Annotated in this window: 23 protein-coding genes; 14 read left to right on the top strand and 9 right to left on the bottom strand. The window is 70.0% G+C overall.

Going from position 1 to position 25116, the window contains the following annotated elements:
- A partial coding sequence (locus ACJMNC_RS09310; RefSeq protein ID WP_408947667.1) for a glycosyltransferase occupies window positions 1-362 on the top strand: 362 nt, incomplete at its 5' end.
- 60 nt (window positions 363-422) lie between these two features.
- The gene (locus ACJMNC_RS09305; RefSeq protein WP_408947666.1) at window positions 423-1496 is read left to right on the top strand and encodes a sugar phosphate nucleotidyltransferase; all 1074 of its coding nucleotides are present in this window, start codon (window positions 423-425) and stop codon (window positions 1494-1496) included.
- A 15-nt stretch (window positions 1497-1511) separates the two neighbouring features.
- Here ACJMNC_RS09305 and ACJMNC_RS09300 read toward each other — a convergent pair whose 3' ends face one another.
- Window positions 1512-2168: an O-methyltransferase gene (locus tag ACJMNC_RS09300; protein ID WP_408947665.1), complete on the bottom strand. Its 657-nt coding sequence runs from the start codon at window positions 2166-2168 to the stop codon at window positions 1512-1514.
- 252 nt (window positions 2169-2420) lie between these two features.
- Here ACJMNC_RS09300 and sigE point away from each other — a divergent pair, with 252 nt between their 5' ends.
- Genes sigE through tatB form a run of 4 tightly spaced genes read left to right on the top strand, consistent with a single transcriptional unit; the run spans window position 2421 to window position 5520 of the window.
- Window positions 2421-3032: an RNA polymerase sigma factor SigE gene (sigE, locus tag ACJMNC_RS09295; RefSeq protein ID WP_408947664.1), complete on the top strand. Its 612-nt coding sequence runs from the start codon at window positions 2421-2423 to the stop codon at window positions 3030-3032.
- Window positions 3033-3091: 59 nt separating this feature from the next.
- The gene (locus ACJMNC_RS09290) at window positions 3092-3520 is read left to right on the top strand and encodes an anti-sigma factor family protein (RefSeq protein WP_408947663.1); all 429 of its coding nucleotides are present in this window, start codon (window positions 3092-3094) and stop codon (window positions 3518-3520) included.
- A gap of 3 nt (window positions 3521-3523) precedes the next feature.
- Entirely contained in the window at window positions 3524-5011 is a 1488-nt protein-coding gene (locus ACJMNC_RS09285) for a trypsin-like peptidase domain-containing protein (protein WP_408947662.1), read from the top strand.
- A 20-nt stretch (window positions 5012-5031) separates the two neighbouring features.
- Window positions 5032-5520: a Sec-independent protein translocase protein TatB gene (tatB, locus tag ACJMNC_RS09280; protein WP_408947661.1), complete on the top strand. Its 489-nt coding sequence runs from the start codon at window positions 5032-5034 to the stop codon at window positions 5518-5520.
- A gap of 94 nt (window positions 5521-5614) precedes the next feature.
- On the opposite strand, the gene ACJMNC_RS09275 is transcribed toward tatB, so the two are convergent.
- The 4 genes from ACJMNC_RS09275 to ACJMNC_RS09260 form a co-directional block, all read right to left on the bottom strand.
- On the bottom strand, window positions 5615-6757 hold the full coding sequence (locus tag ACJMNC_RS09275) for an Mrp/NBP35 family ATP-binding protein (protein ID WP_408947660.1): 1143 nt from the start codon (window positions 6755-6757) through the stop codon (window positions 5615-5617).
- Window positions 6758-6814: 57 nt separating this feature from the next.
- On the bottom strand, window positions 6815-7948 hold the full coding sequence (locus ACJMNC_RS09270; RefSeq protein ID WP_408947659.1) for a lytic transglycosylase domain-containing protein: 1134 nt from the start codon (window positions 7946-7948) through the stop codon (window positions 6815-6817).
- Window positions 7949-8082: 134 nt separating this feature from the next.
- Complete coding sequence (locus tag ACJMNC_RS09265; protein ID WP_408947658.1) at window positions 8083-8616, bottom strand: DUF1003 domain-containing protein; 534 nt, start codon at window positions 8614-8616, stop codon at window positions 8083-8085.
- Window positions 8613-9893 carry a magnesium transporter MgtE N-terminal domain-containing protein gene (locus ACJMNC_RS09260; RefSeq protein WP_408947657.1) on the bottom strand — a complete coding sequence of 427 codons (1281 nt, stop codon included), beginning with the start codon at window positions 9891-9893 and terminating at the stop codon, window positions 8613-8615. The genes ACJMNC_RS09265 and ACJMNC_RS09260 overlap by 4 nt, the downstream gene beginning before the upstream one ends.
- A 45-nt stretch (window positions 9894-9938) precedes the next feature.
- Here ACJMNC_RS09260 and ACJMNC_RS09255 point away from each other — a divergent pair, with 45 nt between their 5' ends.
- The 6 genes from ACJMNC_RS09255 to ACJMNC_RS09230 all read left to right on the top strand — a co-directional run bounded on the left by ACJMNC_RS09255 (window position 9939) and on the right by ACJMNC_RS09230 (window position 15766).
- Complete coding sequence (locus ACJMNC_RS09255) at window positions 9939-10424, top strand: general stress protein (RefSeq protein WP_408947656.1); 486 nt, start codon at window positions 9939-9941, stop codon at window positions 10422-10424.
- Between the two features lie 176 nt (window positions 10425-10600).
- On the top strand, window positions 10601-12064 hold the full coding sequence (locus tag ACJMNC_RS09250; RefSeq protein ID WP_408947655.1) for an extracellular solute-binding protein: 1464 nt from the start codon (window positions 10601-10603) through the stop codon (window positions 12062-12064).
- On the top strand, window positions 12061-13161 hold the full coding sequence (locus tag ACJMNC_RS09245) for a carbohydrate ABC transporter permease (RefSeq protein ID WP_408947654.1): 1101 nt from the start codon (window positions 12061-12063) through the stop codon (window positions 13159-13161). Before ACJMNC_RS09250 ends, ACJMNC_RS09245 begins: the two co-directional genes overlap by 4 nt.
- Window positions 13162-13167: 6 nt before the next feature.
- Window positions 13168-13998, top strand: coding sequence for a carbohydrate ABC transporter permease (locus ACJMNC_RS09240; RefSeq protein ID WP_408947653.1), 831 nt, complete (start codon window positions 13168-13170; stop codon window positions 13996-13998).
- A gap of 3 nt (window positions 13999-14001) precedes the next feature.
- Window positions 14002-15171, top strand: coding sequence for an ABC transporter ATP-binding protein (locus ACJMNC_RS09235; protein ID WP_408947652.1), 1170 nt, complete (start codon window positions 14002-14004; stop codon window positions 15169-15171).
- 7 nt (window positions 15172-15178) lie between these two features.
- Window positions 15179-15766: a suppressor of fused domain protein gene (locus ACJMNC_RS09230; protein WP_408947651.1), complete on the top strand. Its 588-nt coding sequence runs from the start codon at window positions 15179-15181 to the stop codon at window positions 15764-15766.
- A 21-nt stretch (window positions 15767-15787) separates the two neighbouring features.
- On the opposite strand, the gene ACJMNC_RS09225 is transcribed toward ACJMNC_RS09230, so the two are convergent.
- Entirely contained in the window at window positions 15788-16930 is a 1143-nt protein-coding gene (locus ACJMNC_RS09225) for a magnesium and cobalt transport protein CorA (protein WP_408947650.1), read from the bottom strand.
- A gap of 42 nt (window positions 16931-16972) precedes the next feature.
- On the opposite strand from ACJMNC_RS09225, the gene ACJMNC_RS09220 reads away from it, so the two are divergent.
- Complete coding sequence (locus ACJMNC_RS09220; RefSeq protein WP_408947649.1) at window positions 16973-17857, top strand: glycine betaine ABC transporter substrate-binding protein; 885 nt, start codon at window positions 16973-16975, stop codon at window positions 17855-17857.
- Window positions 17858-17930: 73 nt separating this feature from the next.
- Here ACJMNC_RS09220 and ACJMNC_RS09215 read toward each other — a convergent pair whose 3' ends face one another.
- Together ACJMNC_RS09215 and ACJMNC_RS09210 are read right to left on the bottom strand one after the other, a co-directional pair.
- Window positions 17931-18764: an SDR family NAD(P)-dependent oxidoreductase gene (locus ACJMNC_RS09215; protein ID WP_408947648.1), complete on the bottom strand. Its 834-nt coding sequence runs from the start codon at window positions 18762-18764 to the stop codon at window positions 17931-17933.
- Between the two features lie 69 nt (window positions 18765-18833).
- On the bottom strand, window positions 18834-20387 hold the full coding sequence (locus tag ACJMNC_RS09210; protein ID WP_408947647.1) for a flavin-containing monooxygenase: 1554 nt from the start codon (window positions 20385-20387) through the stop codon (window positions 18834-18836).
- A gap of 78 nt (window positions 20388-20465) precedes the next feature.
- Here ACJMNC_RS09210 and ACJMNC_RS09205 point away from each other — a divergent pair, with 78 nt between their 5' ends.
- Window positions 20466-21125, top strand: coding sequence for a TetR/AcrR family transcriptional regulator (locus ACJMNC_RS09205; RefSeq protein ID WP_408947646.1), 660 nt, complete (start codon window positions 20466-20468; stop codon window positions 21123-21125).
- Window positions 21126-21236: 111 nt separating this feature from the next.
- On the opposite strand, the gene ACJMNC_RS09200 is transcribed toward ACJMNC_RS09205, so the two are convergent.
- Complete coding sequence (locus ACJMNC_RS09200) at window positions 21237-25085, bottom strand: multifunctional oxoglutarate decarboxylase/oxoglutarate dehydrogenase thiamine pyrophosphate-binding subunit/dihydrolipoyllysine-residue succinyltransferase subunit (RefSeq protein WP_408947645.1); 3849 nt, start codon at window positions 25083-25085, stop codon at window positions 21237-21239.
- Window positions 25086-25116 lie beyond the last annotated feature (31 nt).

Here is a 25116-nt window from a genome sequence, read left to right as displayed (position 1 = left end):
GGCCGGTGGGCTGGCTCTCCGGCTCGTGCCTGCTGCTGCGGCGCACGGCGTTCGAGGGCGTCGACGGCTTCGACTCCCGGTACTTCATGTTCTTCGAGGACGTCGACCTCGGCGACCGGCTCACCCGGGCCGGCTGGCTGAACGTCTTCGTGCCGACGGCGCGGGCCACCCACGCCAAGAGTCACTCGGTGTCCCGGCACCCGGAGAAGATGATCCCGGCGCACCATGCGAGCGCCTACCGCTTTCAGGCCGACCGGCATCGCGGGCCGCTGTGGTCGCCGGTGCGTCTGGCCCTGCGGGCCGGACTGGCGGCCCGCTCCCGGCTGGCGGTGGCCGCCGCACGGCGCGAACAGCGTTCCTGATCCCGCCCGCATCCGGGCATGCGCGCATGCGCAGACGAGTAGACGACGAAAGGTTGTTCCGTGGCACCTGCAGTGCAGGCTCTGATCCTGGTGGGCGGCAAGGGAACCCGTTTGCGGCCGCTGACCCTCTCGGCGCCCAAACCGATGCTTCCTACCGCCGGTGTGCCGTTCCTGACTCACCTGCTGACCCGCATCCGCCAGGCCGGCATCACCGACGTGGTACTGGGCACCTCGTACCAGGCGGAGGTCTTCAGCGAGTACTACGGTGACGGCTCCGAACTGGGGATGACGCTCACCTACGTCACCGAGAAGGATCCGCTGGGCACCGGCGGCGGCATCCGCCACGTCTACGACGTCCTCACCGCCGACACCGTCCTGGTCTTCAACGGCGACGTGCTCGGCGGCACCGACGTGCGCGAGGTGCTCACCACCCACCAGAACTCCGGGGCCGAGGTCACCCTGCACCTGGTCCGGGTGAGCGATCCGCGGGCCTTCGGCTGCGTCCCGACCGACGCCGACGGCCGCGTCACCGCCTTCCTGGAGAAGACCCAGGATCCGCCGACCAACCAGATCAACGCCGGCACCTATGTCTTCAACCGTTCGGTGATCGGCGAGATCCCGGCCGGCCGGCCGGTGTCGGTGGAGCGGGAGGTGTTCCCGCGGCTGCTCGCCGAGGGCCGGCACATCCAGGCCCACGTGGACAACGCCTACTGGCGCGACATGGGCACCCCGGAGGACTTCGTGCGCGGCTCGGCCGATCTGGTGCGCGGTATCGCGCCGTCGCCGATCCTGGCCGACGTCTGCGGTGAGTCGCTGGTCAAAGCCGGCGCCGAGGTGGCGCCGAGCGCCGTGCTGATCGGCGGCACCGTCGTGGGCGCCGGGGCCACGGTGGGACCGGGCGCCCGGCTCGACGGCGCGGTGATCTTCGACGATGCGGTGATCGAGGCCGGTGCGGTGGTCGAGCGCAGCATCGTCGGCTTCCGGGCCCGGCTCGGCCGCGGCAGCCTGGTCCGCGACACCGTGATCGGCGACGACGCCCACGTCGGCGGCCGCTGCGAGCTGCTCCGCGGCGCCCGGGTGTGGCCGGGCGTGCACATCCCCGACAGCGGGATCCGCTTCTCCACCGACGTCTGACGCCGGTGGAGCGGCTCAGAGCTCGTCGCTGCGGGCCTTGGCCGCCGCCAGCAGCCCGGTGCCCACCGGCACCACGGCCGGCAGCAGCCGGTCGTCCTCGGCGATGAGCGAGGCCGCCTCGCGGACGGCGAGGGTCCGCGGATCGGTCGACGCCGGATCGGCGACGGTCCCGTCGGCCGAGGCGTTGGCCACCACCAGCACCCCGCCCGGACGCAGGATGCGTACACCCTCGGTGATGAACACCGGATAGCTCAGCAACGGGCCGTCGACGAAGACCACGTCGTAGGACTCGTCGGCGAGCCGGGTGAGCACGTCGCCGGGCATACCGGTGATCAGCCGGGTGCGCCCCGGGGCGATCTGGGCGTCGGCGAAGGCCTCCCGGGCGGCGCGGTGATGCTCCGGCTCCGGGTCGATGGTGGTGAGCACGCCGCCGTCGGGCATGCCGGCCAGCAGCCACAGCCCGCTGACCCCGGCTCCGGTGCCGATCTCCACCACGTGGCGCGCATCGGTGATCCGGGTGAGCAGTGAGAGCAGGGCGCCGGTGGCCGGGGAGACGGCGGTGGCGCCGAGTTCCTCGGCGCGGGCGCGGGCGGCCCGCAGCGCGTCGTCCTCCATGATCGCCGCGTCCGCGTAGGCGTTCAGGTCGGATTTCGGCGCAGGCGTGTCAGTCATGTGAATGAGGGTGCCACGGGCCCGCTGACCTGCGCGGGCAACGCGCCGAGCAGGGGCGAGATCGCCGCCCCGACGCGGCCGGCGACACATCCTCAGGAAACCCTCAGGCCGGTAACAGGGCGACCACACTCCGGTACGAGAGGCTGAGCCTCGAGATCGGCGACGAGCCGGCGCGGAACAACCCGGCACGCCGCGGCGTTCCACGCACTACAGCGTCCGGCCGGACGCGCAGGAAAGGACCACTGAGCACCGTTGAAGACCCTGCACAAGGACGTTTCCAGCTCCTTCACCGGCACCGCGGGATTCGATGCCACAGGTGACCGCGGCCTGATGCCGTCCTGGGATGAACTGGTCGCCGAGCACGCGGACCGCGTCTACCGGCTGGCCTACCGGCTGTGCGGCAACCAGCACGACGCCGAGGACCTCACGCAGGAGACCTTCATCCGGGTGTTCCGGTCGCTGCAGAACTATCAGCCGGGCACCTTCGAGGGCTGGCTGCACCGCATCACCACCAACCTGTTCCTGGACATGGTGCGCCGGCGCAACAAGATCCGGATGGAGGCCCTCGAGCCGTCCTACGAGCGGATCCCCACCGACACGCCCGATCCGCAGCAGGCCTTCGCCGATGCCAATCTGACGCCCGACCTGCAGAGCGCCCTGGACTCGCTGAGCCCGGAGTTCCGGGCCGCCGTGGTCCTCTGCGACATCGAGGGACTGTCCTACGAGGAGGTGGGCACCACGCTGGGCGTGAAGATGGGCACGGTGCGCAGCCGGATCCACCGCGGCCGCCAGGCCATCCGCGAACACCTCGCCGCGCAGGGCTACACCGACAGCCGTTCGGTGGCCGTGGGGGCCGGGGCCTGAATCGCAGGACGAGTCCGCGCGTGGCCGCATCGGGTTTTCCGATATCCTCGTCTGCAGACATGGCCGAGCGGACCGGGAAGAAGGTGGCGCGCGTGGGACTCGATCGAGGTTCGCGGGGCGGACGGTGGGCGCCGATTCCGGCGTCGATCACCCCCGATCCCCACCATCGGCTCACGCAGGGCTTCGCCCCGACCGAACACCTCGCGGCCGATGCCGTCGTCGCCTACGTCGACGGGGTGCTCGGCGGTACCGCGGCCGCCCGCGCCAACGCGCATCTGCGTGACTGCGGTCAATGCGCTGCCGACGTGGACGCCCAGGCCAAGGCCCGGCGTGCACTGCGCTCGGCCGGTGACCGGGTGCCGCTCCCGCCCGGGCTGCTGGGCCAGCTCAGCGCCATACCGACCCGGGAGATCGACATGCGCGCGGTCTTCGCCCGCGAGCACGCCGACCGGACCGGCGATGCGCAGCGACGGAATCGGGACAGCTGATCCGTGACCGAACCTCGTGAATGGTCTGCCCGATCCGGCGACGACGCCGCCGCGCAGCCGGCCGGTCCGCCGCGCCCGGCCGCACCGGCACCGGTACCCGAGCAGGTCACGGCCGTCTTCGGCCGGCCCGACGGGGTCACCGGCTCGTTCTCCCCGGAGGCCGCACCCGCCGACCGTCCGCAACCGCAGCTCGCGGACCCCGATCCGGTCCTGGCCGAGGCCTTCGCGCGCCCGGCCGGTTCGTCGGAGGGGCTGCAGCGCGATCCGTACGCGACCTTCGGGCGCGAGGACGCCGATCCGGAACCGGCCGACCCGTGGCGTGACCCGGACAGCGGCGCCTTCCTCGACGGTCCGGCCCTGACCGATCCGCAGACCGAGGCGCCGACCGTGGCCGGTCCCAAGCTGGGGCTGCGCGAACTGCTCTTCGGCGGCCGCGTCCACTGGTGGGCGCTGGCCAGCCTGGCGATGGTGGCACTGCTGGTGGGTCTGATCGGCGGCCTGATGGGCCGCTGGACGGCCGAGGCGGTGCCCCCGCTCAACGCCGACACCGTCTCCCTGAACGTGGACGACTCCGCGGCGTCGTCGGATTCGCCGATCGCTCAGGTCGCCAAGGAGTTCGCTCCGGCCGTGGTGATGATCGAGGTGCGCACCGCCGCCGGCGGCGGCACCGGCTCGGGCTTCGTCATCGACAAGCTCGGCTACATCGTCACCAACAACCACGTGGTCTCGATGGCCGCGACCGACAAGTCCGCCAAACTCGAAGTGGTCTTCTCCGACCACCACCGGGTGCCGGCCCGCGTCGTCGGCCGCGACCCGAAGACCGACCTGGCCGTCGTCAAGGTGGACGACGTGGAGAATCTCAAGGTCGCCGAATTCGGCAGCTCCAGCAAGCTGGAGATCGGCCAGCAGGTGATCGCCTTCGGCGCGCCCCTCGGCCTCGACCGCACGGTCACCACCGGCATCGTCAGCGCCATGGGCCGCGCGGTGCCGCTGCGGCCCGACGCCGAATCCGACACCGACACCGTCGTCGACGCCATCCAGACCGACGCCGCGATCAACCCCGGCAACTCCGGCGGCCCGCTGGTCGACGGCCAGGGCCGGGTGGTCGGGGTGAACACCGCCATCGCCTCCGGAGCCGGCGGATCGATCGGCCTGGGCTTCGCGATCCCGTCCGACGAGGCGGTGCCGGTGGTCGAACGGCTGATCAAGGACGGCAAGATCAACCACCCGCAGATCGGCATCACCGCCGACACGGTCCGCAACGACAAGGTCTACGGCGCCCGGATCAAGGACGTCGTGGCCGGCGGACCGGGTGCGGCGGCCGGGCTCAAGGAGAACGACGTGATCACCGGCTTCGACGGCCGGACCATCGAGGGCGCCGACGAATTGACGGTGGCCGTCCGGACGTCGAAAATCGGTAAGCAGGTGAAAATCACCTACTGGCGGGACGGTCGCACCTTCGACGGTGAGATCACCCCGCGCAGCGACTAGGCGTGAAGGTCCGGTAGCCGATGTTCCAGAGCGTGGGATGGGCGGAGATCCTCATCCTGGTGGTCGCGGCCCTGGTGATCCTGGGCCCCGAGCGGCTGCCCGGGGCGATCTCCTGGGTGATGAACGCCTTCCGCAAGGTCAAGGACTATGCCGGCGGCGCCTCCAACGAGCTGCAAGATCAGCTCGGCACCGACTTCGACTCCATCCGCGAACCGATCGCGCAACTCAACGAACTGCGGCAGATGACCCCGCGGGCGGTGATCACCAAACACCTCTTCGACGGCGACTCGTCGACGCTCGACTCGATGGAATCGGAGATGGGCCGGCTCGAGTCGTCGGTGCGCGACTCGCTCAGCGATGTGCCGACCACCTCCCGCCCGGCCGGCCCGCGCCCGGCCGCCGGCCGGAATCACGAGCCGCAGCCGCCCGCCGTCCGCGAACCGGCTGTTCAGCCGAAGGCCGCGCCGGCCGCGCGCAGGCACGACGTCACCGACTGGGACGCCACCTGACCGGACCGCACCTGTGCGCCCCGGCCGGGGCGCGGCGATGCCCCCCAGCCGGGTGTGCCCCAGTCCGGTGTGTATCGGTGTGGTGTGGTGTGGATCAGTGCCGGGTGGTGTCGATGCCCAGGCTCATGCCGGCCAGGCCGCGGCGACGGACCGCCAGCCGGTCGGCGATCGCCCGCAGTGCACTGCCGGCGGGGGAGTCGGGGGCGGCGAGCACCACCGGCGTACCGGCGTCCCCGCCTTCGCGCAGCGCCTGCTCGAGCGGCACCTGGCCGAGCAACTCCACCTCGGCGCCCACGGCCCGGGTCAGCCGTTCGGCGACCCGCTGCCCGCCGCCGGAGCCGAACGGCTCCATCCGGCTGCCGTCGGGCAGTTCCATCCAGGACATGTTCTCCACCACGCCGAGCACCTTCTGGCGGGTCTGCAGGGCGATCGCGCCGGCCCGCTCGGCCACCTCGGCCGCAGCCTGCTGCGGCGTCGTGACCACCAGGATCTCGGCCCCCGGAATCAGCTGGGCGATGGAGATGGCCACGTCACCGGTGCCGGGCGGCAGATCCAGCAGCAGCACGTCCAGATCGCCCCAGTAGACGTCGGCGAGGAACTGCTGCAGTGCACGGTGCAGCATCGGGCCGCGCCAGGTGACCGGGGTGTTGCCGTCGGTGAACTGGCCGATCGAGATGAACTTGACCCCGTGGCTCACCGGCGGCACGATCATCTGCTCGACCTGGGTGGGCTTGGTCTCGCTGCCCAGCATGCGCGGGACGCTGTGGCCGTAGATGTCGGCGTCGAGAACCCCCACCGACAGCCCGCGATCGGCGAGCGCGGCCGCCAGATTCACGGTGATCGACGATTTGCCGACACCGCCCTTGCCGGAGGCGATCGCGTACACCCGGGTCATGTTCCCCGGCTTGGAGAACGGGATCTCCGGCTCGGCGCGGTCGCCGCGCAGCTTCTTGCGCAGCGCGGTGCGCTGCTCGTCGTCCATCACGTCCAGTTCCACCCGCACCTCGCCGACGCCGGGCACGTCCGCGACGGCGGTGCGCACCCGATCGGAGATCTCGGTACGCATCGGGCAGCCGGAGGTGGTCAGATAGACGCCCACGTCGACGCTGCCGTCCTGGCCGATCGACACCGATTTCACCATGTCCAGCTCGGTGAGCGGTTTGCCCAGTTCCGGGTCGGAGACCCGGCTGAGCGCAGAGCGAACGGCGGATTCGGTGGGTGTGGCAGTAGAACTCACACCCCCCAGCCTAGCCTCGGTGAAAAGCGGGCGTCCGCGGCCCCGGACGCCGGCCGGTCAGCGCTGCGCGGTGGTGCGCTTGGCGGTGGTGGTCGGCGACGCCTTCTTGGTGTTCGGCGCCTGCTTCTTGGGAGCCGGCTTCTGCTGCGGCTGGCCGGGGATGATGTCGGCGGGGATGCACAGCGCACCCAGGCACTGCTGCTCCGGGGTGGTCTTCTTGGGCTTCGAGGACTTCGGGGCCGACGAGTCGGGCGCCGTCGAGGACTTGTCGTCCTTCTTCTTGTCGTCCTTCTTCTTCTTGTCGTCGGCCTTCTTCTTGTCCGGCTTCTCGGCGTCGTCGCCGGCACTCATCTCCGGGATGCCGCCGGTGGGCACCACGCCGGTGGCGTAGGCCACGGCCCAGCCGAGCACGTTGTTGGCGTAGGCGACCGAGCGGTTGTAGCGCAGCACCGCCGAGACCCGGGTGCCCTCGGCCATGATGTCGGTGACGCCGGCGCACAGGTAGCGGCCGGCGGCGTAGGTGGCGTCGAAGATGTTGTCCGGGTCGGCCTTGCCGTCGCCGTTGGCGTCCGAGCCCCAGCTGGCCCAGGTGCTCGGAATGAACTGCATCGGGCCCATCGCCCGGTCGTGGCTGCTGTCGCCGTCGTACTTGCCGCCGTCGGTGTCGGTGATCACGGCGTTGCCGGCCAGCGAGCCGTCGAGCACCGGACCGCGGATCTTGGTGCGGGTGTTGCCGTAATCGTCGACGTTGCCACCGCCGGCGTGACCGGATTCGATGCGGCCGATCCCGGCGAGCAGATACCAGGGCAGTTTGCACTGCGGGCTCTCGGCGGCCACCCGGTTGGCGGCCAGCTTGTAGGCCTGCAGCACCACGCCGGGGATGCCCAGCGGCCCCGACGGCAGATTCGCGGCGATCCGGAACTGCGGATCGGCGGCAGCAGCCCGTTCGGCGGGCGGTGCGAAGCCGCGCAGCGGGGCGGTGCGCGCCGGAACGGCCTCGGCGAGTGTGCGCCCGCCGTCATCGGTGATCGTGCTCTGGTACGCGGCGGTGGCGGTGCCCGCGGGCGTGCTGGCGGTGGCTCCGGTGAGCATGACGGCGCCGACGGCGGCTACTCCGGTGGTCACGGCGACGCCGCGCCAGGGCAGGGCGGCACTCGTGCGGCGCTGTCCCCGCCAGAAACTGATCCCCATAAGCTCGTCTGACTCCGAAAGCCTCGTCTGTTCGCACCGGTGTCGATTCCCCCGGTCCTGGCTGTGACACAGCATACAGGTTTGTCTCGGCGGGGGAACCGGCTCCCCGGGACCTGCTCGGCGGCGACCGGCGGTCAGTCGTCCCCCTGGGCGGTATCGGCGCCGGTCACCGCGGTGGGCTCGTCGCGCTCGCGCTGCCGGGAGTCGAGTCGTTCGACCAGATCATCGAGCAGATCGTCGAGCTCTCGGCGCAGGTAGTCGCGGGTGACCGTGTCGCCGACGGCCAGCCGGACCGCGGCCAGTTCGCGGGCCAGGAACTCGGTGTCGTCCTTGGTCTGGGCGGCCCGGCGCCGGTCCTCGTCGAGCGAGACCCGGTCCCGGTTCTCCTGCCGGTTCTGCGCCAGCAGGATCAGCGGGGCGGCGTAGGCGGCCTGGGTGGAGAACGCCAGGTTGAGCAGGATGAAGGGGTACGGATCCCAGTTCCAGCTGAAGGCGCCGATGTTGAGCAGGATCCAGACGATCACGACGACGGTCTGGATCGCCAGATAGCGGCCGGTGCCCAGGAAGCGGGCGACCCGCTCGGCGTAGAGCCCCACCGCGTCGCCGTCGAAGCTCACCTGCAGTCTGCGGCGGCCCTCGCTGGGAGTGTCCAGGCGGCGCGGGCTCATCGCAGTTCGGCCTCCGGTTCCTGTTCGCGCCAATCACTGGGCAGCATCGCGTCGAGCAGGTCGTCCACGGCCACCGCGCCGAGCAGATGTCCCTCGTCGTCGACCACCGGCGCGAGGACCAGGTTATAGGTGGCGAAGAAGCGCGTCATCTTCTCCAGCGAGTCGTCCGGGTGCAGGCGGGGCACGTCGGCGTCCAGGATGCCCGCCACCAGGTTGGCCGGCGGTTCGCGCAGCAGCGGCTGCGTGTGCACCGAGCCCAGGAATTTGCCGGTCGGTGTGCTGGTGGGCGGCCGGACGACGAAGACCATGCTGGCGCCGGCCGGGTTGATGTCCGGGTTGCGGATGTGCGCGAGCGCCTCGGCGACGGTGGCCGCGGCCGAGACGATGATCGGCTCGGGGGTCATCACGCCGCCGGCGGTGTCGGGGGAGTGCAGCATGAGCCGGCGCACCGGCTCGGACTCCTCCGGGTCCATCCGCGAGAGCAGGGCCTCGGCCTCGGTCGCGGGCAGCGCTGCGAGCAGGTCGGCCACATCGTCGGGGTCCATCGCCTCGAGCACGTCGGCCGCGCGCGACGGTTTCAGCTCGGCGAGCAGATCGGTCTGATCGTCGGTGGGCATCTCCTGCAGCACGTCGGCCAGCCGCTCGTCGTCGAGGGCCGCGGCCAGCTCGTTGCGCCGGGTCTCGGGCAGCTCGCGCAGAGCGTTGGCGACGTCGGCCGGGCGCATGCCCTCGAACTGGCTCAGTGCCAGCTCCACACCGTGCCCGGGCCGGTTCAGGTTCAGCCGGTTGAGGCCGTGCACGTGATTCCACGGCACCACCACGGTTTCGCCGCGCCGGCGCAGCCGGCCCTTGCGGGTGGTGCGCAGCGCCACTCGCGACACCAGCCAGTCGGTGCGGGCGCGCTCGATCTCCAGATCGACCACGGTGAGCTCGGTGCCGTGCTGCTCGGGCAGGTCGGGATCGTCGATCCGCACCCGCGAGTCGAGGATCTGGCCCACCGCGAGGGCCTCGTTGGGCCGCAGGTGCAGACTGCGCAGATTCACCCGGCCGGTGGTCAGCGTGACCGCATCGGCCTCGATACTGGTCACCCGGAGCATCGGCACGAAGATCCGGCGACGGGTGGTCAGCTCCACGGCCAGGCCGAGGGCGCGGGGGCGGTGGCCGGGCAGCGACATCGAGATCACCACGTCCCGGACGCGCCCGATTGATTCGCCGTCGGGGCCCAGCACCGTCAAACCGACTAATCTGGCGACGAAGACCTTGAGCGCTGTGGTCATGGGCCTAGCGTAGAAGGTGACTGCTCGGAAGCGGAGGAACCGACCATGACCAATCCGATGAGACCGGCCATGCCGGGACTGCCGACCAAGCCGCAGGGCTGGCCGGTGGGCTCGTACGACACCTACGAGCAGGCGCAGCGGGCGGTGGACTATCTGTCCGACAACGAATTCCAGGTGGAGAAGATCACCATCGTGGGCGTGGACCTGATGCAGGTGGAGAAGGTGCTCGGCCGGCTCACCTGGGGCAAGGTGGTCGGCGGAGGCCTGGTCTCGGGCGCCTGGCTGGGTCTGTTCTTCGGCCTGCTGGTCAGCCTGTTCGTCACGAACAGCGACATCTGGGTGCCGATCGTCTACGGTCTGATCGCCGGCATGGTCTTCGGCGTGATCAGCACGGCGATTCCGTATGCCGCCACCCGCGGACAGCGCGACTTCAGCTCCACCATGCAACTGGTGGCTGGGCGCTACGACGTGCTCTGCGAGCCGGACAGCGCCGAGCGCGCCCGGGACATGCTCGCCAAGCTCGCGCTCTAGCCCCCGGGCCGGGCCCGCGGGCCCACCGGCGCCGCCGGACACGCCGGATGCATTCCGTTTGTGTGGGTCGCCTCACTCCGCTGGGTTAACCTATGCCGCACAGCACGATTCACAGGTGATCTTCAGGTGCGCGCAACGGTGCGGCGCCGTGAGGCGAGCAGGAGGAGTCCGGCGAGATGAATCTTGAGGTTCCTTCCCGACGCGGGCGGCGACGCCGGCTGGGCGTGCGCCTGGGCGCGGCCGCACTCGCCGCCGCGGCGGCCATCCCGGCGCTGACCGCGTGCAGCGACAGCTATGAGGCCGGCGTCATCAACATCTACGCCCCGGCCGACGGTTTCGACTTCATCACCCAGGTGGCCGAGACCTGTTCGGCGGATTCGGGCGGTCAGTACCGGATCGCCACGCACATGCTGCCCAAGGAGGCCGACGGTCAGCGTCTGCAGCTGGCCCGCCGTCTCGCCGGCAACGACCACCGCATGGATCTGATGGCGATGGACGTGGTGTGGACCGCCGAATTCGCCGACGCGGACTGGCTGGTGCCGGTGCCCGACGATCTGGCGGCCGCCCTCGAGAAGACCAATCTCGGCGGCCCGCTGGAGACCGCGAAATGGCAGCGCGAGGACGACGCGGCCAAGCGGCTCTACGCGGTGCCGATCTGGACCAACACCCAGTTGCTCTGGTACCGGCCGGATCTCATGCGCACATCGCTCGGCTCGGCGAAGCCGCCGCAGACCTGGGATGAGATGCTCTCGGACACCAAGCGCATCGGCGAGGCCGGCGGACCGCGGCAGATCCTGTTGCAGGCCAAGCAGTATGAGGGCCTGATGGTGTGGTTCAACTCGCTGCTGGCCTCGGCCGGCGGCAGTGTGCTCGATCCGGACGATCCGACGAAGGTGACGCTGACCGACACCCCCGAACACCGCGCGGCCACCGTCGAGGCGCTGCGGGTGATGAAGGCCGTCGCCACCGCCCCGGGCCACGATCCGTCGATCACCAACTCCGACGAGAGTTCGGCGCGCACCGGGATGGAGCGCGGCGACGGCGCCTTCGAGATCAACTGGCCGTTCGTCTTCGCCGGCGCGCGGGAGAACGGTGTGGCCGGCGAGGCCCCCTTCCTGGGCGACTCGCTGGTGCGGTACCGCTCGATCGTCGAGGCCGCGGCGGACAATCCGACCGATCCTCAGCTCGAGACGGTCAACAACGCCCTGCGCAAGCGCTTCAACTTCGCGTTGTATCCGGGTATCTCGGACGATCTGCCCGCCCGCTCCACACCGGGCGGCCTGAACATCGGCGTGGCCTCGACCAGCAAGCAGGCTGATCTGGCGTTCACCGCCGCCAAGTGCCTGACCAGCGCCGACGCCCAGAAGATCTACGCGGTGCAGGGCGGCACCCCGCCGACCATCGCCTCGCTCTACGACGATCCAGACTTCAAGATCGTCTACCCGATGGGCGACGACATCCGCGATCAGCTCGAGGCCGACCGCGCCGCGCCGCGCCCGGCGTCGCCGCGGTACCAGGAGATCTCGACGGCCGTCACCGCCGCGCTCAGCCCGGTCGGCTCGTGGAACCCGGAGAAGATGGCCGATGAGCTCGCCACCCAGGTGAAGCGCGCGGTCAAGGGAGAGGGGATCGTGCCGTGACCAGTGGACCCCATGACGGCGACGGCCCGCAGGGCCGCGACCAGCACCCGCCGGTGCACTCGGACATCTGGGTGCCGCCTGAACAGCTGAACCGGCCCGCCGCCGACCGGCCCGCCGCCGAGGTTCCGGCGGCCGCGGCCGCCGGTGCCGGCGCAGCAGGCGGGACCGCGGTGCTCGATCAGTCCCCGCCCGCCGCACCGGCCGGCCGGCACGGCAGCACCGACCGCCGGCGGTCCGAGCGCCGCCTGGCCTACTGGCTGGTGGCTCCGGCCGCCGTGGTGATGGCACTGGTCACCGGCTATCCGATCGTCTACGCGATCTGGCTCTCGCTCACGGATGCGAACCTGCGCGATCCGGGCGAGCAGAAGTTCGTCGGTCTCTCCAACTACGGCACGGTGCTCTCGAGCAACTACTGGTGGACGGCTCTGGCGGTGACGGTCTGCATCACGGTGGTCTCGGTGCTCATCGAGCTGGTGCTGGGCATGGCCATCGCGATGGTCATGCATCGGGCGATGTTCGGCAAGGGCCTGGTACGCACCGTGGTGCTGATCCCGTACGGCATCGTCACCGTCGCCGCTGCCATCTCCTGGAAGTACGCGTGGACGCCGGGGACCGGCTATCTGGCCAATCTGCTGCCCGACGGCAGCGCGCCGCTCACCGAGCAGATCCCGGCCCTGTCGATCGTGGTGCTCGCCGAGGTCTGGAAGACCACCCCGTTCATGGCACTGCTGCTGCTGGCGGGCCTCGCGCTGGTGCCCGACGATCTGCTCAAGGCCGCTCAGGTGGACGGCGCCGGAGCCTGGACGCGGCTGTTCCGGATCACCCTGCCGCTGATGAAGCCGGCCATCCTGGTGGCGCTGCTCTTCCGCACCCTGGACGCCTTCCGGATCTTCGACAACATCTACGTGCTCACCGCCGGCAACCACGACACCGGATCGGTGTCGATGCTCGGCTACAACAACCTGTTCAAAGCGTTCAACCTCGGCGTCGGCTCCGCGATCAGCATTCTGATCTTCCTGTGCGTGGCCATCATCGCCGGGATCTTCATCAAGGGCTTCGGCGCCTCCGCGCCCGGTTCCGACGACGAGGGGAGATAGCCGACCATGAGCTCGCTGAACCGGCGACGGGCCGGCTGGACCATCGTCAACCTGCTGGTGGTGCTGTACGCGGTGATTCCGCTGTGGTGGATCATCAGCCTGTCGTTCAAGTCCACCGGCACGGTGACCGACGGCAACTTCATTCCCACGTCGTGGACGCTGGAGAACTACCGGAACATCTTCGACACCGGCTTCTTCACCTCGGCGCTGATCAACTCGATCGGCATCGGCCTGATCACCACCGCCATCGCCGTGGTGCTGGGCACGATGGCCGCCTACGCCATCGCCCGCCTGGAGTTCCGCGGCAAGAAGCTGCTGGTGGGTGCGGCGCTGCTGATCGCGATGTTCCCGCAGATCTCGCTGGTGACGCCGCTGTTCAACATCGAGCGCCGGATCGGGCTGTTCGACACCTGGCTGGGCCTGATCCTGCCGTACACCGCCTTCGCGCTGCCGCTGGCGATCTACACCCTCTCGGCCTTCTTCCGGGAGATCCCGTGGGATCTGGAGAAGGCGGCCATGATGGACGGCGCCTCGCCCACCCAGGCCTTCCGCCGGGTGATCGTGCCGCTGGCCGCACCCGGGGTGGTGACCTCGGCGATCCTGGTGTTCATCTTCGCCTGGAACGACCTGCTGCTGGCTCTGTCGCTGACCTCCACTGACCGGGCCCAGACGGCGCCGGTGGCGATCGCCAACTTCACCGGGGTCAGTCAGTTCGAGGAACCGACCGGAGCGATCGCCGCGGCCGCGGTGGTCATCACCATCCCCATCATCATCTTCGTGCTCTTCTTCCAACGTCGTATCGTGGCCGGTCTGACCTCCGGCGCGGTGAAGGGATAACCCATGGCCGATATCGTTCTGGACAACGTCTCCAAGCAGTACCCGGACGGCTCGACGGCCGTGGAGGGCGTGAATCTGCAGATCGCCGACGGCGAGTTCGTCATCCTGGTGGGCCCGTCGGGCTGCGGCAAGTCGACGACGCTGAACATGATCGCCGGCCTCGAGGACATCACCGGCGGTGACCTGTTCATCGGCGGCGAGCGGATGAACGACGTGGCGCCCAAGGACCGCGACATCGCGATGGTCTTCCAGAGCTACGCGCTGTACCCGCATATGAGCGTCCGGCAGAACATCGCCTTCCCGCTCTCGCTGGCCAAGCTGCCCAAGGCCGAGATCGCGCAGAAGGTGGACGAGGCCGCGCGGATTCTGGATCTGACCGAACTGCTCGACCGCAAGCCCGCCAACCTGTCCGGCGGTCAGCGTCAGCGAGTGGCGATGGGCCGGGCGATCGTGCGGTCGCCGAAGGTCTTCCTGATGGACGAGCCGCTGTCGAACCTGGACGCGAAACTGCGCGTGCAGATGCGCACCGAGATCGCTCAGCTGCAGGCGCGGATCGGCACCACCACGGTGTACGTGACCCACGATCAGACCGAGGCGATGACCCTCGGTGACCGGGTCGTGGTGATGAGCAAGGGCCGGGTGCAGCAGGTCGGCGCCCCGCAGGAGCTCTACGACCATCCGCTGAACCTGTTCGTGGCGGGGTTCATCGGCTCCCCGGCGATGAACTTCGTCCCGGGCCGGCTCACCGAGCACGGGGTGGAGTCGGTGATCGGCGAGATCGCCCTGCCCGACCACCGGGAGCTGCTGGCCCGGGCACAGGAGGTGGGCAGCGACGGTCACGTGCTGCTGGGCATCCGGCCCGAGCACTTCGCCGACGCGGCCCAGATCGATCCGGCGCTGCTGCCGCACTGCAAGGTCTTCGAGGCCGGAGTGGACTTCGTCGAGTCGATGGGCTCGGACAAGTACTACTACTTCACGCTCGAGGCGCCGGGCGGATCGGCGGAGGTCCTCAACCGGCTGGCCGAGGACATCGGCGCGTCCACCCAGGGAGGCCAGAAGGTGGCCCGGCTGCTGCCGACCACCACGGTGCCGCGCGGCGGCACCGTCTCGCTGGCCTTCGAACCGCGGCTGATGCACGTCTTCGACACCGCCTCCGGACTCTCGCTGCGCTGATCACACCGTGCCCTCGACACCCGAACTGGTGACGGCCGAGCTGGGCCGCGCCTTCAGCAGCACCCCGCAGCGGGCCTCGGTGACCTTCCTGGGCGTGGAGCCGATCGACGTCCTGCGTTTTCCGGTCGACGGCCCGGACGGGCCCGAGGTGGTCTTCGCGACGGTCGGCTGCGCGCGGCACCCGATGCACGATCCGTCCGATCCGGCCCCCGATCCGGTGCGCGGACCGCGCGCCGAACTGGTGGTGCGGATGCGCGCGGTGATGCCGGCTCCGGGCCTGCACCGGTCGCTGGCGACGGTGGCGGCGGCGCCGGCGGTGGAGGGGCTGGTGCTGGCACCCGACTCGCTGATCGACCTGGGGGAGCCGTTGTGGACCGGAGCGATCTGTTCGGCCTTCCTGCTCGAGCCGGACGAACTGGCCGACCTGGTGCTGCCCGAGCCGTCCGACCCGGTGCAGTTCCTGCGCGCCGTGCCGATCACCGCCAACGAGGCGGCGTGGGTCCGGCTCAAGGGCGCCGACGCGCTGCGTGAGGCCTGGGCGGAGGGCGACGTGGACATCACCGACCCGCGACGGGGCGGCGTCACCCCGTCCTGAGGTGGTTCCGGCCGCGCGGGCTCAGAGCCAGCCGTTGCGGTGGAAGGTGCGGTAGAGCAGGAAGCAGATCCCGGCCAGCACCAGCAGCACCACCGGGTACGAGTAGTCCCAGCTCAGTTCCGGCATGTTGTCGAAGTTCATGCCGTACACGCCGGCGATCATGGTCGGGGCCGCGGCGATCGCGGCCCACGCCGAGATCTTGCGCATGTCGGTGTTCTGCTGAATGCCCACCTTGGTGGCGGCGGCGTTCATCAGCGAGGTGAGCCGCTCGTCGAACTCACTCACCAGCTCGACCACCGTGGACAGATGGTCGGCGACGTCGCGGAAGTGCCGGCGATGCTCCTTGTCGGAGAACGACTCCGGCAGTCCGGCCGCACCCAGTTCGGCGTGCGGGGCGCCCGGTCCGCCGGTCCCGCCGGCGAGCCAGGAGAGTGGACCGGTCAGCGGCACCGCCGCCCGGCGCATCTCCAGGATCTCGCGTTTGAACAGGTAGACCACGTCGATGCCGACGTTGTTCGCGGCCGTCCCGAAGACGGCCTCCTCGATCTCGTCGACGTCCGACTGGATCTGGCCGACCAGATCCAGGTAGCTGTCGACGACGTGGTCGGCGATCGCGTGCACCACGGTGGCCGGCCCGTGCGAGAGCCGCTGCGGATGATCGGCCAGCCGTTCGCGGACCCCGGCGAGCTGGGTGTGCTCGCCGTGCCGGACGGTGATCACGAAGTTCGCACCGGCGAGCACCATGATCTCCCCGGCCTCGACCACGTCGCCGCCGGCCTGCGGCAGGTTCTCGTGCGGCAGGTAGCGCATCGAGCGCAGCACCAGGAACAGGGTGTCGCCGTAGAGCTCGAGCTTGGGCCGCTGATGTGCGTTCACCGCGTCCTCGACCATCAGCGGGTGCAGGCCGAAGGTCTGGGCCACCGACTCCATCTGGTGGTCGTCGGGAGCGTGCAGGCCCAGCCAGACGAAACCCTCGCCGGTCTCGGCGACCGTGCGGGCGGCCTCCCGGTAGTCGTGGTGTCCGGGCAGCCGCCGGCCGTCGACGTAGACGCCGCAGTCCACCACCGCCCGGGCCGCCGGCACCGGCGGCGGGACGGGGGAGCGGTGATCGGCGGACCGTCGGCTGGACGGGCCGAGTGATCCGGGACGTGGAATGGACGGCACGAGGAGGATCGTACCGACCGGCATGCTCTAACGTTGGCAGCGATGAAGACCTGGTTGCGTCCCCTCACCGTATTCGCCGCCGCGCTGCTGGCGCTGTCCGTGCTGACGGCGTGCGACTCCGACGATCCGGAGCCGCTGCGGATCGGCGCCTCCGCCGATCCGGCGTTGCAGGCCGCGGCCGGGGTGTACGCCTCGGTGCTCAGCCGCAGCGGGCGGCGGGCGGTGCTCGTGGACCGGCGGGACACCGAGCCGGCCCTGCTCGACGCCACGGCGGTGGGCGCGGTGGACCTGTTCCCGGCGTTCACCGGTGAGCTGCTGGACCTGCTGAGCTCGTCGCCGGTGGCCTACGGCGGGGACGAGCTGATCGCCGAGGTCAGTCGGGCACTGCCGCAAGGGGTGTCGATCGGCGATCCGACGCAGGCGGGCAACCGTCCGCAGCTGCTGATCGCCGCCGCCCTGCGCGACCGCTACGGGGTGGACGATCTGGCCGGCTGCGGAGCCCTGCCGGCCGGCCTGCCGCTGGTGACGATCGACGGCGTCGACGACGACGTCCTCGGGGCGTTCGCGGCGTGCCGGCCGGGACCGGTCACCCGGCTCGCCTCGGCGCAGGAGGTCCTCGCGCGGGTGTCCGGCGGTGAGGCGCTGGGGGTGCTGCCCGCCCTGGACACCGCGGCCGCGGAGGCCGCCGGACCGGACGCGCAGAACGGCACCGAGGTGCAGGCGCTGTCGGCCGACGGTGCGCCGCGGGCGCAGACGCTGCTGCCGGTCTACCGCAGCGCTGCGCTCACCCGGAATCAGCTCAAGGCGTTGAGTCGGGTGGCCGGCGAGCTCAGCACTGCCGACCTGGCCGAGCTGGCCGGCAAGGTCCGCGGCGGCGCCGATCCGGCCGCCGTCGGCCGGGAATGGGTCGGTACTCACGGCGTGTGACGGCACCGGCAGACGGCGAGCGCCGCCGGCTCCCCGGTGAGGGAGGCCGGCGGCGCTCGGCGGCCGGTGGCGGTCAGACCTTGGACAGACCCCACTTGGTGAGCCGGGCCGAGATCCCCTGGTAGCCGGAGGCCACCAGGCGCACGCCCAGATCGAGTAGTTTCGCGTCGGCGCCGACGAGCACCCGGGCCCGCTCCTTCTGCACGGCCGTCAGGATGATGTCGGCGGCCTTCTCCGAACTGGTGCGCGCCAGGTACTTGTCGAAGAACTGCGCCGTCTTGGCCTGGTCGTGGTCGCCGGAGGTGGTCGAGTTGCGGGCGATGGCGGTCTTGATGCCGCCGGGGTGCACGCAGGTCACCGCCACCTCGTGGCCGGAGATCAGCATCTCCTGGCGCAGCGCCTCGGTGAAGCCGCGGACGGCGAACTTGGCCGAGTTGTAGGCGGCCTGGCCCGGTTCGGCGAGCAGCCCGAACAGCGAACTGGTGTTGACGATGGCGCCGTCGCCCGAGGCGATGATGTGCGGCAGGAAGGCCTTGGTGCCGTTCACCACGCCCCAGTAGTCCACATCCATGATGCGCTCGATGTCCTTGAACTCCATCGTCTCCACCTCGCCGTGGTGGGCGATGCCGGCGTTGTTGAAGACGGCGTTCACCCGGCCGAAGTGCTCGACGACGGTGTCGGCGTAGGTCAGGACGGCCTCCCGCTCGGCCACGTTGAGCAGCTGGCTGTGCACGCGGGCGTTCGGGGCCTGCTGCGCGATGAGGGCCTCGGTGCCGGCCAGCCCGTCCGGGTCGAGGTCGGAGATGGCCAGGTGGGCGCCGCGCTGGGCGAGCTTGACGGCCAGGTCACGGCCCATGCCGGAGGCGGCGCCGGTGATCACGATGACCTTGTCGCGGAAGTCTTTCATAGCTGAGCTCTTTCTGTGGTGGCCCGCCGGTGCGGCGGACCGTCCGGTCTGCGGGAGGGGTGGGGCCGGTCAGGAGCCGGCGACGGCGGGCTGCGGCGCCGCACCGGATGCGGTCGAGGCGGTCTGGTCGGCGCCCTTCTGCACGTCGTAGGCCGCGATGTCGAAACGCCGGGTGGCGTTGCGGAAGGTGAAGGTGAAGCCCGGCCAGACGGTGGTGATGTTGCCGTGCTCGTCCTGGTACCACGACGAGCAGCCGCCGTTGACCCACACGCTGTTGCGCAGGGAGTGCTGGACTCCGGAGTTGAACCGGTCCTGTGCCTCCTCGGTGACCTCGGTCCGGGTGATGCCGGACCGGCGGGCGGTGCGGATGTAGTCCACCAGGTAGTTCAGCTGCGATTCGATCATGTAGACCATCGAGGTGTGGCCGAGGCCGGTCGACGGTCCGATCAGCAGCATCATGTTGGGGAAGCCGTGCACGAACGAACCCTTGTAGCCTCGCATGCCGGTCTGGTCCCAGACATCGGCCAGGCTGCGGCCGCCGGCCCCGTGGATGGTGGCGAAGACCGGCGAGTCGGTGACGTGGAAGCCGGTGGCCACCACGATCACGTCCACCTCGCGCAGCGTGCCGTCGCGGCTGACGATCCCGGCCTCGGTGATCTTCTCGATGCCGTCGGTCACCAGGTCGACGTTGGGCTGGTCGAGGGTGGGGTACCAGTCGTTGGACTTGAGGATGCGCTTGCAGCCGACGGCGTACGACGGGGTGACCGCCTCGCGGAGCTTCGGATCGCGGATGCCCTTGAAGATGTTGGCACGGCTGATCAGCTCCACCGGCTTGAGCGCCTTGGGGGCGAAGGTCATGCCGGCGGCGACCGTCTCGTTGAAGCCGTAGATACCGCCGCGGATCAGGTTCTGCAGGCCCGGCACGTTCTTGAACGCCCAGTTCTCCACCGGCAGGTAGGGGCGCTCGTTGCGCGGGATGATCCACGGCGCGGTGCGCTGGTAGACGTCCAGGTGGCCGACGACCTTGCCCAGCTGCGGCACGATCTGGATGGCCGAGGCGCCGGTGCCGATGACGGCGACGCGCTTGCCGGTGAAGTCCATCTCGTGGTCCCAGCGGGCCGAGTGCACGATGGTGCCGCCGAAGCCGTCGATGCCCTCGATGTCGGGCAGGTTGGGCTCGCACAGCGGTCCGACCGCGCCGACCAGGTGACGGGCGCGGACGGTGACCTGCTCGGCCGGCCCGCCGTCGACGGAGCGGGAGACGCTCAGCTCCCAGCGGTGCTCGTCCTCGTTCCAGTGCGCCGACTCGACCTCGGAGGTGAACCAGGTGCGCGCACCGATGCCGTAGTTGTCGGCGACGCCGTTGATGTAGCCGTGGATCTCCGGCTGGTGCGAATAGGACCGCGACCAGTCCGGGTTCTGCGCGAACGAGTACGAGTACAGGTGTGAGGGCACGTCGCAGGCCGCGCCGGGGTAGGTGTTGTCGCGCCAGGTGCCGCCGAAGTCGTTGCCGCGGTCGATGACGAGGTAATCGTCGACCCCGTTCTGGGAGAGCTTGATGGCTGCGCCGAGCCCGGAGAACCCGGCCCCGACGATGGCGATCTCTACATCGTGCGTTGTCATGGTCCCTAGCCTAAAGCCTTGCTGACGGAGCGTCAACAACTTGTTGAACATGAGTCAACAGTGACTTAGGGTGGGGCCATGACCGTCGAGCAGGCGTCCCCCGGCCCGCGTCCGGCCGACGCCCCGGATGCCCCGGACGAGCGGCGTCAGCGCAAGCGGATGAGCCCGCAGCAGCGCCGCCGCCAGTTGCTGGATCTGGGGTTGGAACTGGCCGCCGGACAACCGGTCGAGTCGGTGACCATCGAGGAGGTGGCCCAGCGCGCCGGGGTCTCCCGGGCGCTGATCTTTCACTACTTCGAGTCCCGGCAGGACTTCCATCGGGCGCTGATCGGGGAGCAGGCCGCCGAACTGCTGGCCCGGACCGAGCCGCGCACCGATCTGGACGACCCGGTGGAGATGCTCACCACGGCGGTCGCCGCCTACATCGACTACGTGGCCGACAACCGCGAGGGCTATCGCAGCCTGCTGCGCGGGGCCGCCGCGGCCGATCCGGGAATGCGGGAGGTGGCCGAACGCACCCGGGCCGAGCAGACCCGGCGCATCCTCGAATTCGGCTCGCTGCTGAACATCGAGGTCACGCCGACTGTGGAGCTGGCCGTGGCCGGCTGGGTGACCCTGACCGAAGACCTCATGCTGCGCTGGATCGCCGATCCGGCCATCGATCGCGACCAGCTGCTGGCGCTGATGGTGGGATCGCTGCCGCAGCTGGCCCAGCTCGCCGCCGGACTCGACGGCTGACCGCCCGAGCGCCTGACGCCTGACCGGCGCTGCGGATCCGCAGAACGACCACGGGCCGCACCCCGGTGGGGGTGCGGCCCGTGCGCGTCGAACCGGTCGGTCTCCGGCGTCTTAGTCCGTGGGTGCGAAGGCGGTGTCGATGATCTCGGCCTGCTCCACGGCGTGCACCTTGGACGAGCCCGACGACGGTGCGCTCATCGCGCGCCGCGAGATCCGGCGCAGTCCGCCGAGCAGATCCGGCAGCATCTCCGGCAACCACAGCCCCAGGTACGGCCACGGACCCTGGTTGGCCGGCTCCTCCTGGACCCAGACGAAGTCGGTGGCGTTCGGGTACTGCTCGAGCGTGCGGGCCAGGCGGCGATGCGGCACCGGGTAGAGCTGCTCGACGCGGACGATCGCGACGTCGTCGCGCTTCTCCTTGGCCCGGCGCGCGGACAGCTCGTAGTACAGCTTGCCGCTGACCAGCAGCACCCGCTTGACGGTGGCGCGGTCGCCCTGGCCGCCGACGCCCTTGAAGTCGCCGGCGTAGATCGGGTCGTCGCGCACCGACAGGAACTTGCCGTCGGTGAACTCCTCGACCGGCGAGACCGCGGCCTTGTTGCGCAGCATCGACTTGGGGGTGAAGACCACCAGCGGGCGGCTGATGCCGTCGTGCACGTGCCGGCGCAGCAGATGGAAGTAGCTGGCCGGGGTGGACGGCAGCGCCACGGTCATCGAACCCTCCGCGCACAGCTGCAGGAAACGCTCGATCCGGCCGGAGGTGTGGTCCGGGCCCTGACCCTCGTGGCCGTGCGGCAGCAGCAGCACCACGTCGGAGAGCTGACCCCACTTGGCCTCACCGGAGCTGATGAACTCGTCGATCACCGACTGGGCGCCGTTGACGAAGTCGCCGAACTGCGCCTCCCACAGGACCAGCGCGTCGGGATTGCCGATGGCGTAGCCGTACTCGAAACCGAGGACCGCGTACTCCGAGAGCGGGGAGTCGTACACCAGGAACCGGCCCGGACCGTCGTCGGTCAGGGTGTTCAGCGGGGTGTACTCCGAACCGTTCTCGCGGTCGATCAGCACCGAATGGCGCTGGGTGAAGGTGCCGCGGCGGGAGTCCTGTCCGGACAGGCGGACCGTCTTACCCTCCTCGACCAGGGTGCCGAAGGCCAGCAGCTCGGCGAACGCCCAGTCGATGCCGCCCTCGCGCGACATGTGCAGGCGCCGTTCGATGACCGGCTTGACCCGCGGGTGCGGGGTGAAGCCCTCGGGCAGCTCGGTGAAGGCGTCGCCGATCCGCTCCAGCGACTTCGCGCTGACGGCGGTCACCAGCTGCACCGGCAGCTGCTGGTCCTCGGTGATCGGCGGCGAGGCCTCCGGCTGGAACCGCTCGAGCTCCTTGACCTCCACGAAGACCCGTTCGAGCTGGCCCTGATAGTCGCGCAGGGCGTCCTCGGCCTCCTTGGTGGAGATGTCGCCACGGCCGATCAGCGATTCGGTGTAGCTCTTGCGGACGCTGCGCAGGCTGTCGATCACGTCGTACATGGCCGGCTGGGTCATCGACGGATCGTCGCCCTCGTTGTGACCGCGGCGGCGGTAGCAGACCAGGTCGATCACCACGTCGCGGTGGAAGGCCTCGCGGTAGTCGACGGCCAGCTGGGCGGCCCAGACGCAGGCCTCCGGGTCGTCGCCGTTCACGTGGAAGACCGGGGCGCCGATCATCTTGGCGACGTCGGTGCAGTACTCGGTGGAGCGCGAGTACTCCGGGGCGGTGGTGAAGCCGACCTGGTTGTTGACCACGATGTGCACGGTGCCGCCGGTGCGGTAGCCCGAGAGCATGGACAGGTTGAGCGTCTCGGCCACCACGCCCTGACCGATGAACGCGGCGTCGCCGTGCAGCATCAGGGGCAGGATGTCGAACTGGTGCTCCTCGTCGAGCATGTCCTGCTTGGCGCGGACGATGCCTTCGAGGACCGGGTCGACGGCTTCGAGGTGGCTGGGGTTGGCGGTCAGCGAGACGTTGATCTCGTTGTCGCCGAACATCTGGTAGTACTTGCCCTCGGCGCCGAGGTGGTACTTGACGTCGCCGGAGCCGTGCGACTGGGCCTCGCCCAGGTTGCCCTCGAACTCGGTGAAGATCTTCGAGTACGGCTTGCCGACGATGTTGGCGAGCACATTGAGCCGGCCGCGGTGCGGCATGCCGATGACCACCTCGTCGAGCTCGTGCTCGGCACTGCGGTCGAGCACGGCGTCCATCATCGGGATCACCGATTCGGCGCCCTCGAGCGAGAAGCGCTTCTGGCCCACGTACTTGGTCTGCAGGAAGGTCTCGAAGGCCTCGGCGGCGTTGAGCTTGGACAGGATGTACTTCTGCTCGGCCACCGACGGCTTGACGTGCTTGACCTCCACCCGCTCCTGCAGCCAGCGCTGCTGCTCGGGATCGAGGATGTGGGTGTACTCCACGCCGATGTGCCGGCAGTAGGCGTCGCGGAGCACCGCGAGGACCTCGCGCAGGGTCATCTCGTCCTGGCCGTGGAAGCCGCCGACCTTGAAGGTGCGGTCCAGATCCCACAGCGTCAGGCCGTAGGTGAGCACGTCCAGATCCGGGTGCGCGGTGCGCGCATCGGTGCCCATCATCAGCGGATCGGTGTCGGCCATCAGGTGGCCGCGGCTGCGATAGGCGGCGATCAGCTCGAGGACGCGGGTGTTCTTGTCCACCGAACCGGCCGGGATGTCACGGCGCCAGCGGATCGGCTCGTACGGGATGTGCAGGGCCGTGAAGATCTCGTCCCAGAAACCGTCGTCGAGCAGCAGCTGGTGGATGGTCCGCAGGAAGTCGCCGGACTCGGCGCCCTGAATCACCCGGTGATCGTAGGTGGAGGTGAGCGTCATCAGCTTGCCGACGCCCATCTCGGCCAGCTGCTGGTCGGACGAGCCCTGGAACTCGGCCGGGTACTCCATGGCGCCGGCGCCGATGATGGTGCCCTGACCCTGCATGAGGCGCGGCACCGAGTGCACGGTGCCGATGGTGCCCGGGTTGGTCAGCGAGATGGTGACGCCGGCGAAGTCCTCGGCGGTCAGCTTGCCCTCGCGGGCGCGCCGCACGATGTCCTCGTAGGCCTCCCAGAACCCGGCGAAGCCCATCGACTCGCAGTTCTTGATCGCGGCCACCACCAGGGTGCGCTGGCCGCCCTTGCCGGGCAGGTCGATGGCCAGCCCCAGGTTGGTGTGCGCCGGGGTCACCAGGTTCGGCTTGCCGTCGATCACCGCGAAGTGATTGTTCATGTTGGGGAACGACTTGATCGCCTGCACGATCGCGTAGCCCAGGATGTGCGTGAAGCTCACCTTGCCGCCGCGGGTGCGGGCCAGGTGGTTGTTGATCACGATGCGGTTGTCGAACATCAGCTTCACCGGCACGGCACGCACGCTTGTGGCGGTCGGCAGTTCCAGCGAGGCGTTCATGTTCTTCACGATGGCGCCGGCGGCACCGCGCAGAACCTTGGTCTGGTCCTCGGCGGCCTCGTCGGCCGGCGCTGCGGCCGGGGCGGTGCGGCTGACGCCTGCGGCGGCCTTGGTGGCCGGGGCCTCACGCAGCGGGCGGATCACCGAGCCGGCGGCCGGCGCCTCCCGGACGGGTTCCTGATCGAGGGTCAGCATGGGCTTGCCGGTCGCGGTGTTCTGCGGTGCGGCGGCCGGTGCGGCGGGAGCGGCGGCCGCCGAGCCGTTCGCGGCGGGGGCGCCGGTGCCGTTGGATGCAGCGCCGTTGGATGCAGGGCTGCTGGATGCGGGGCCGTTGGAGGTGGGCGCAGCGGAGGGGGCGCCGTTGGCTGAGGGGGCGGGACCGGGCCGGTAGTTCTTGAGCATCTCGTGCCAACTCGGATCCACCGAGTCCGGGTCCTTCTGAAAGCGCTGGTACATCTCCTCGACCAGCCACTCGTTCTGTCCGTAGTCGGTCTCGGATGTGGAACTGCTCACAGCGTTGTCTCGCCTCAATTCACATGTGCGT

The organism is Gordonia sp. VNK21 (genome assembly GCF_046098115.1).
Taxonomy (GTDB): Bacteria; Actinomycetota; Actinomycetes; order Mycobacteriales; family Mycobacteriaceae; genus Gordonia.
The sequence above is the reverse complement of the archived record's forward strand: the minus strand, read 5'-3'. Positions and strand labels throughout refer to the sequence as shown.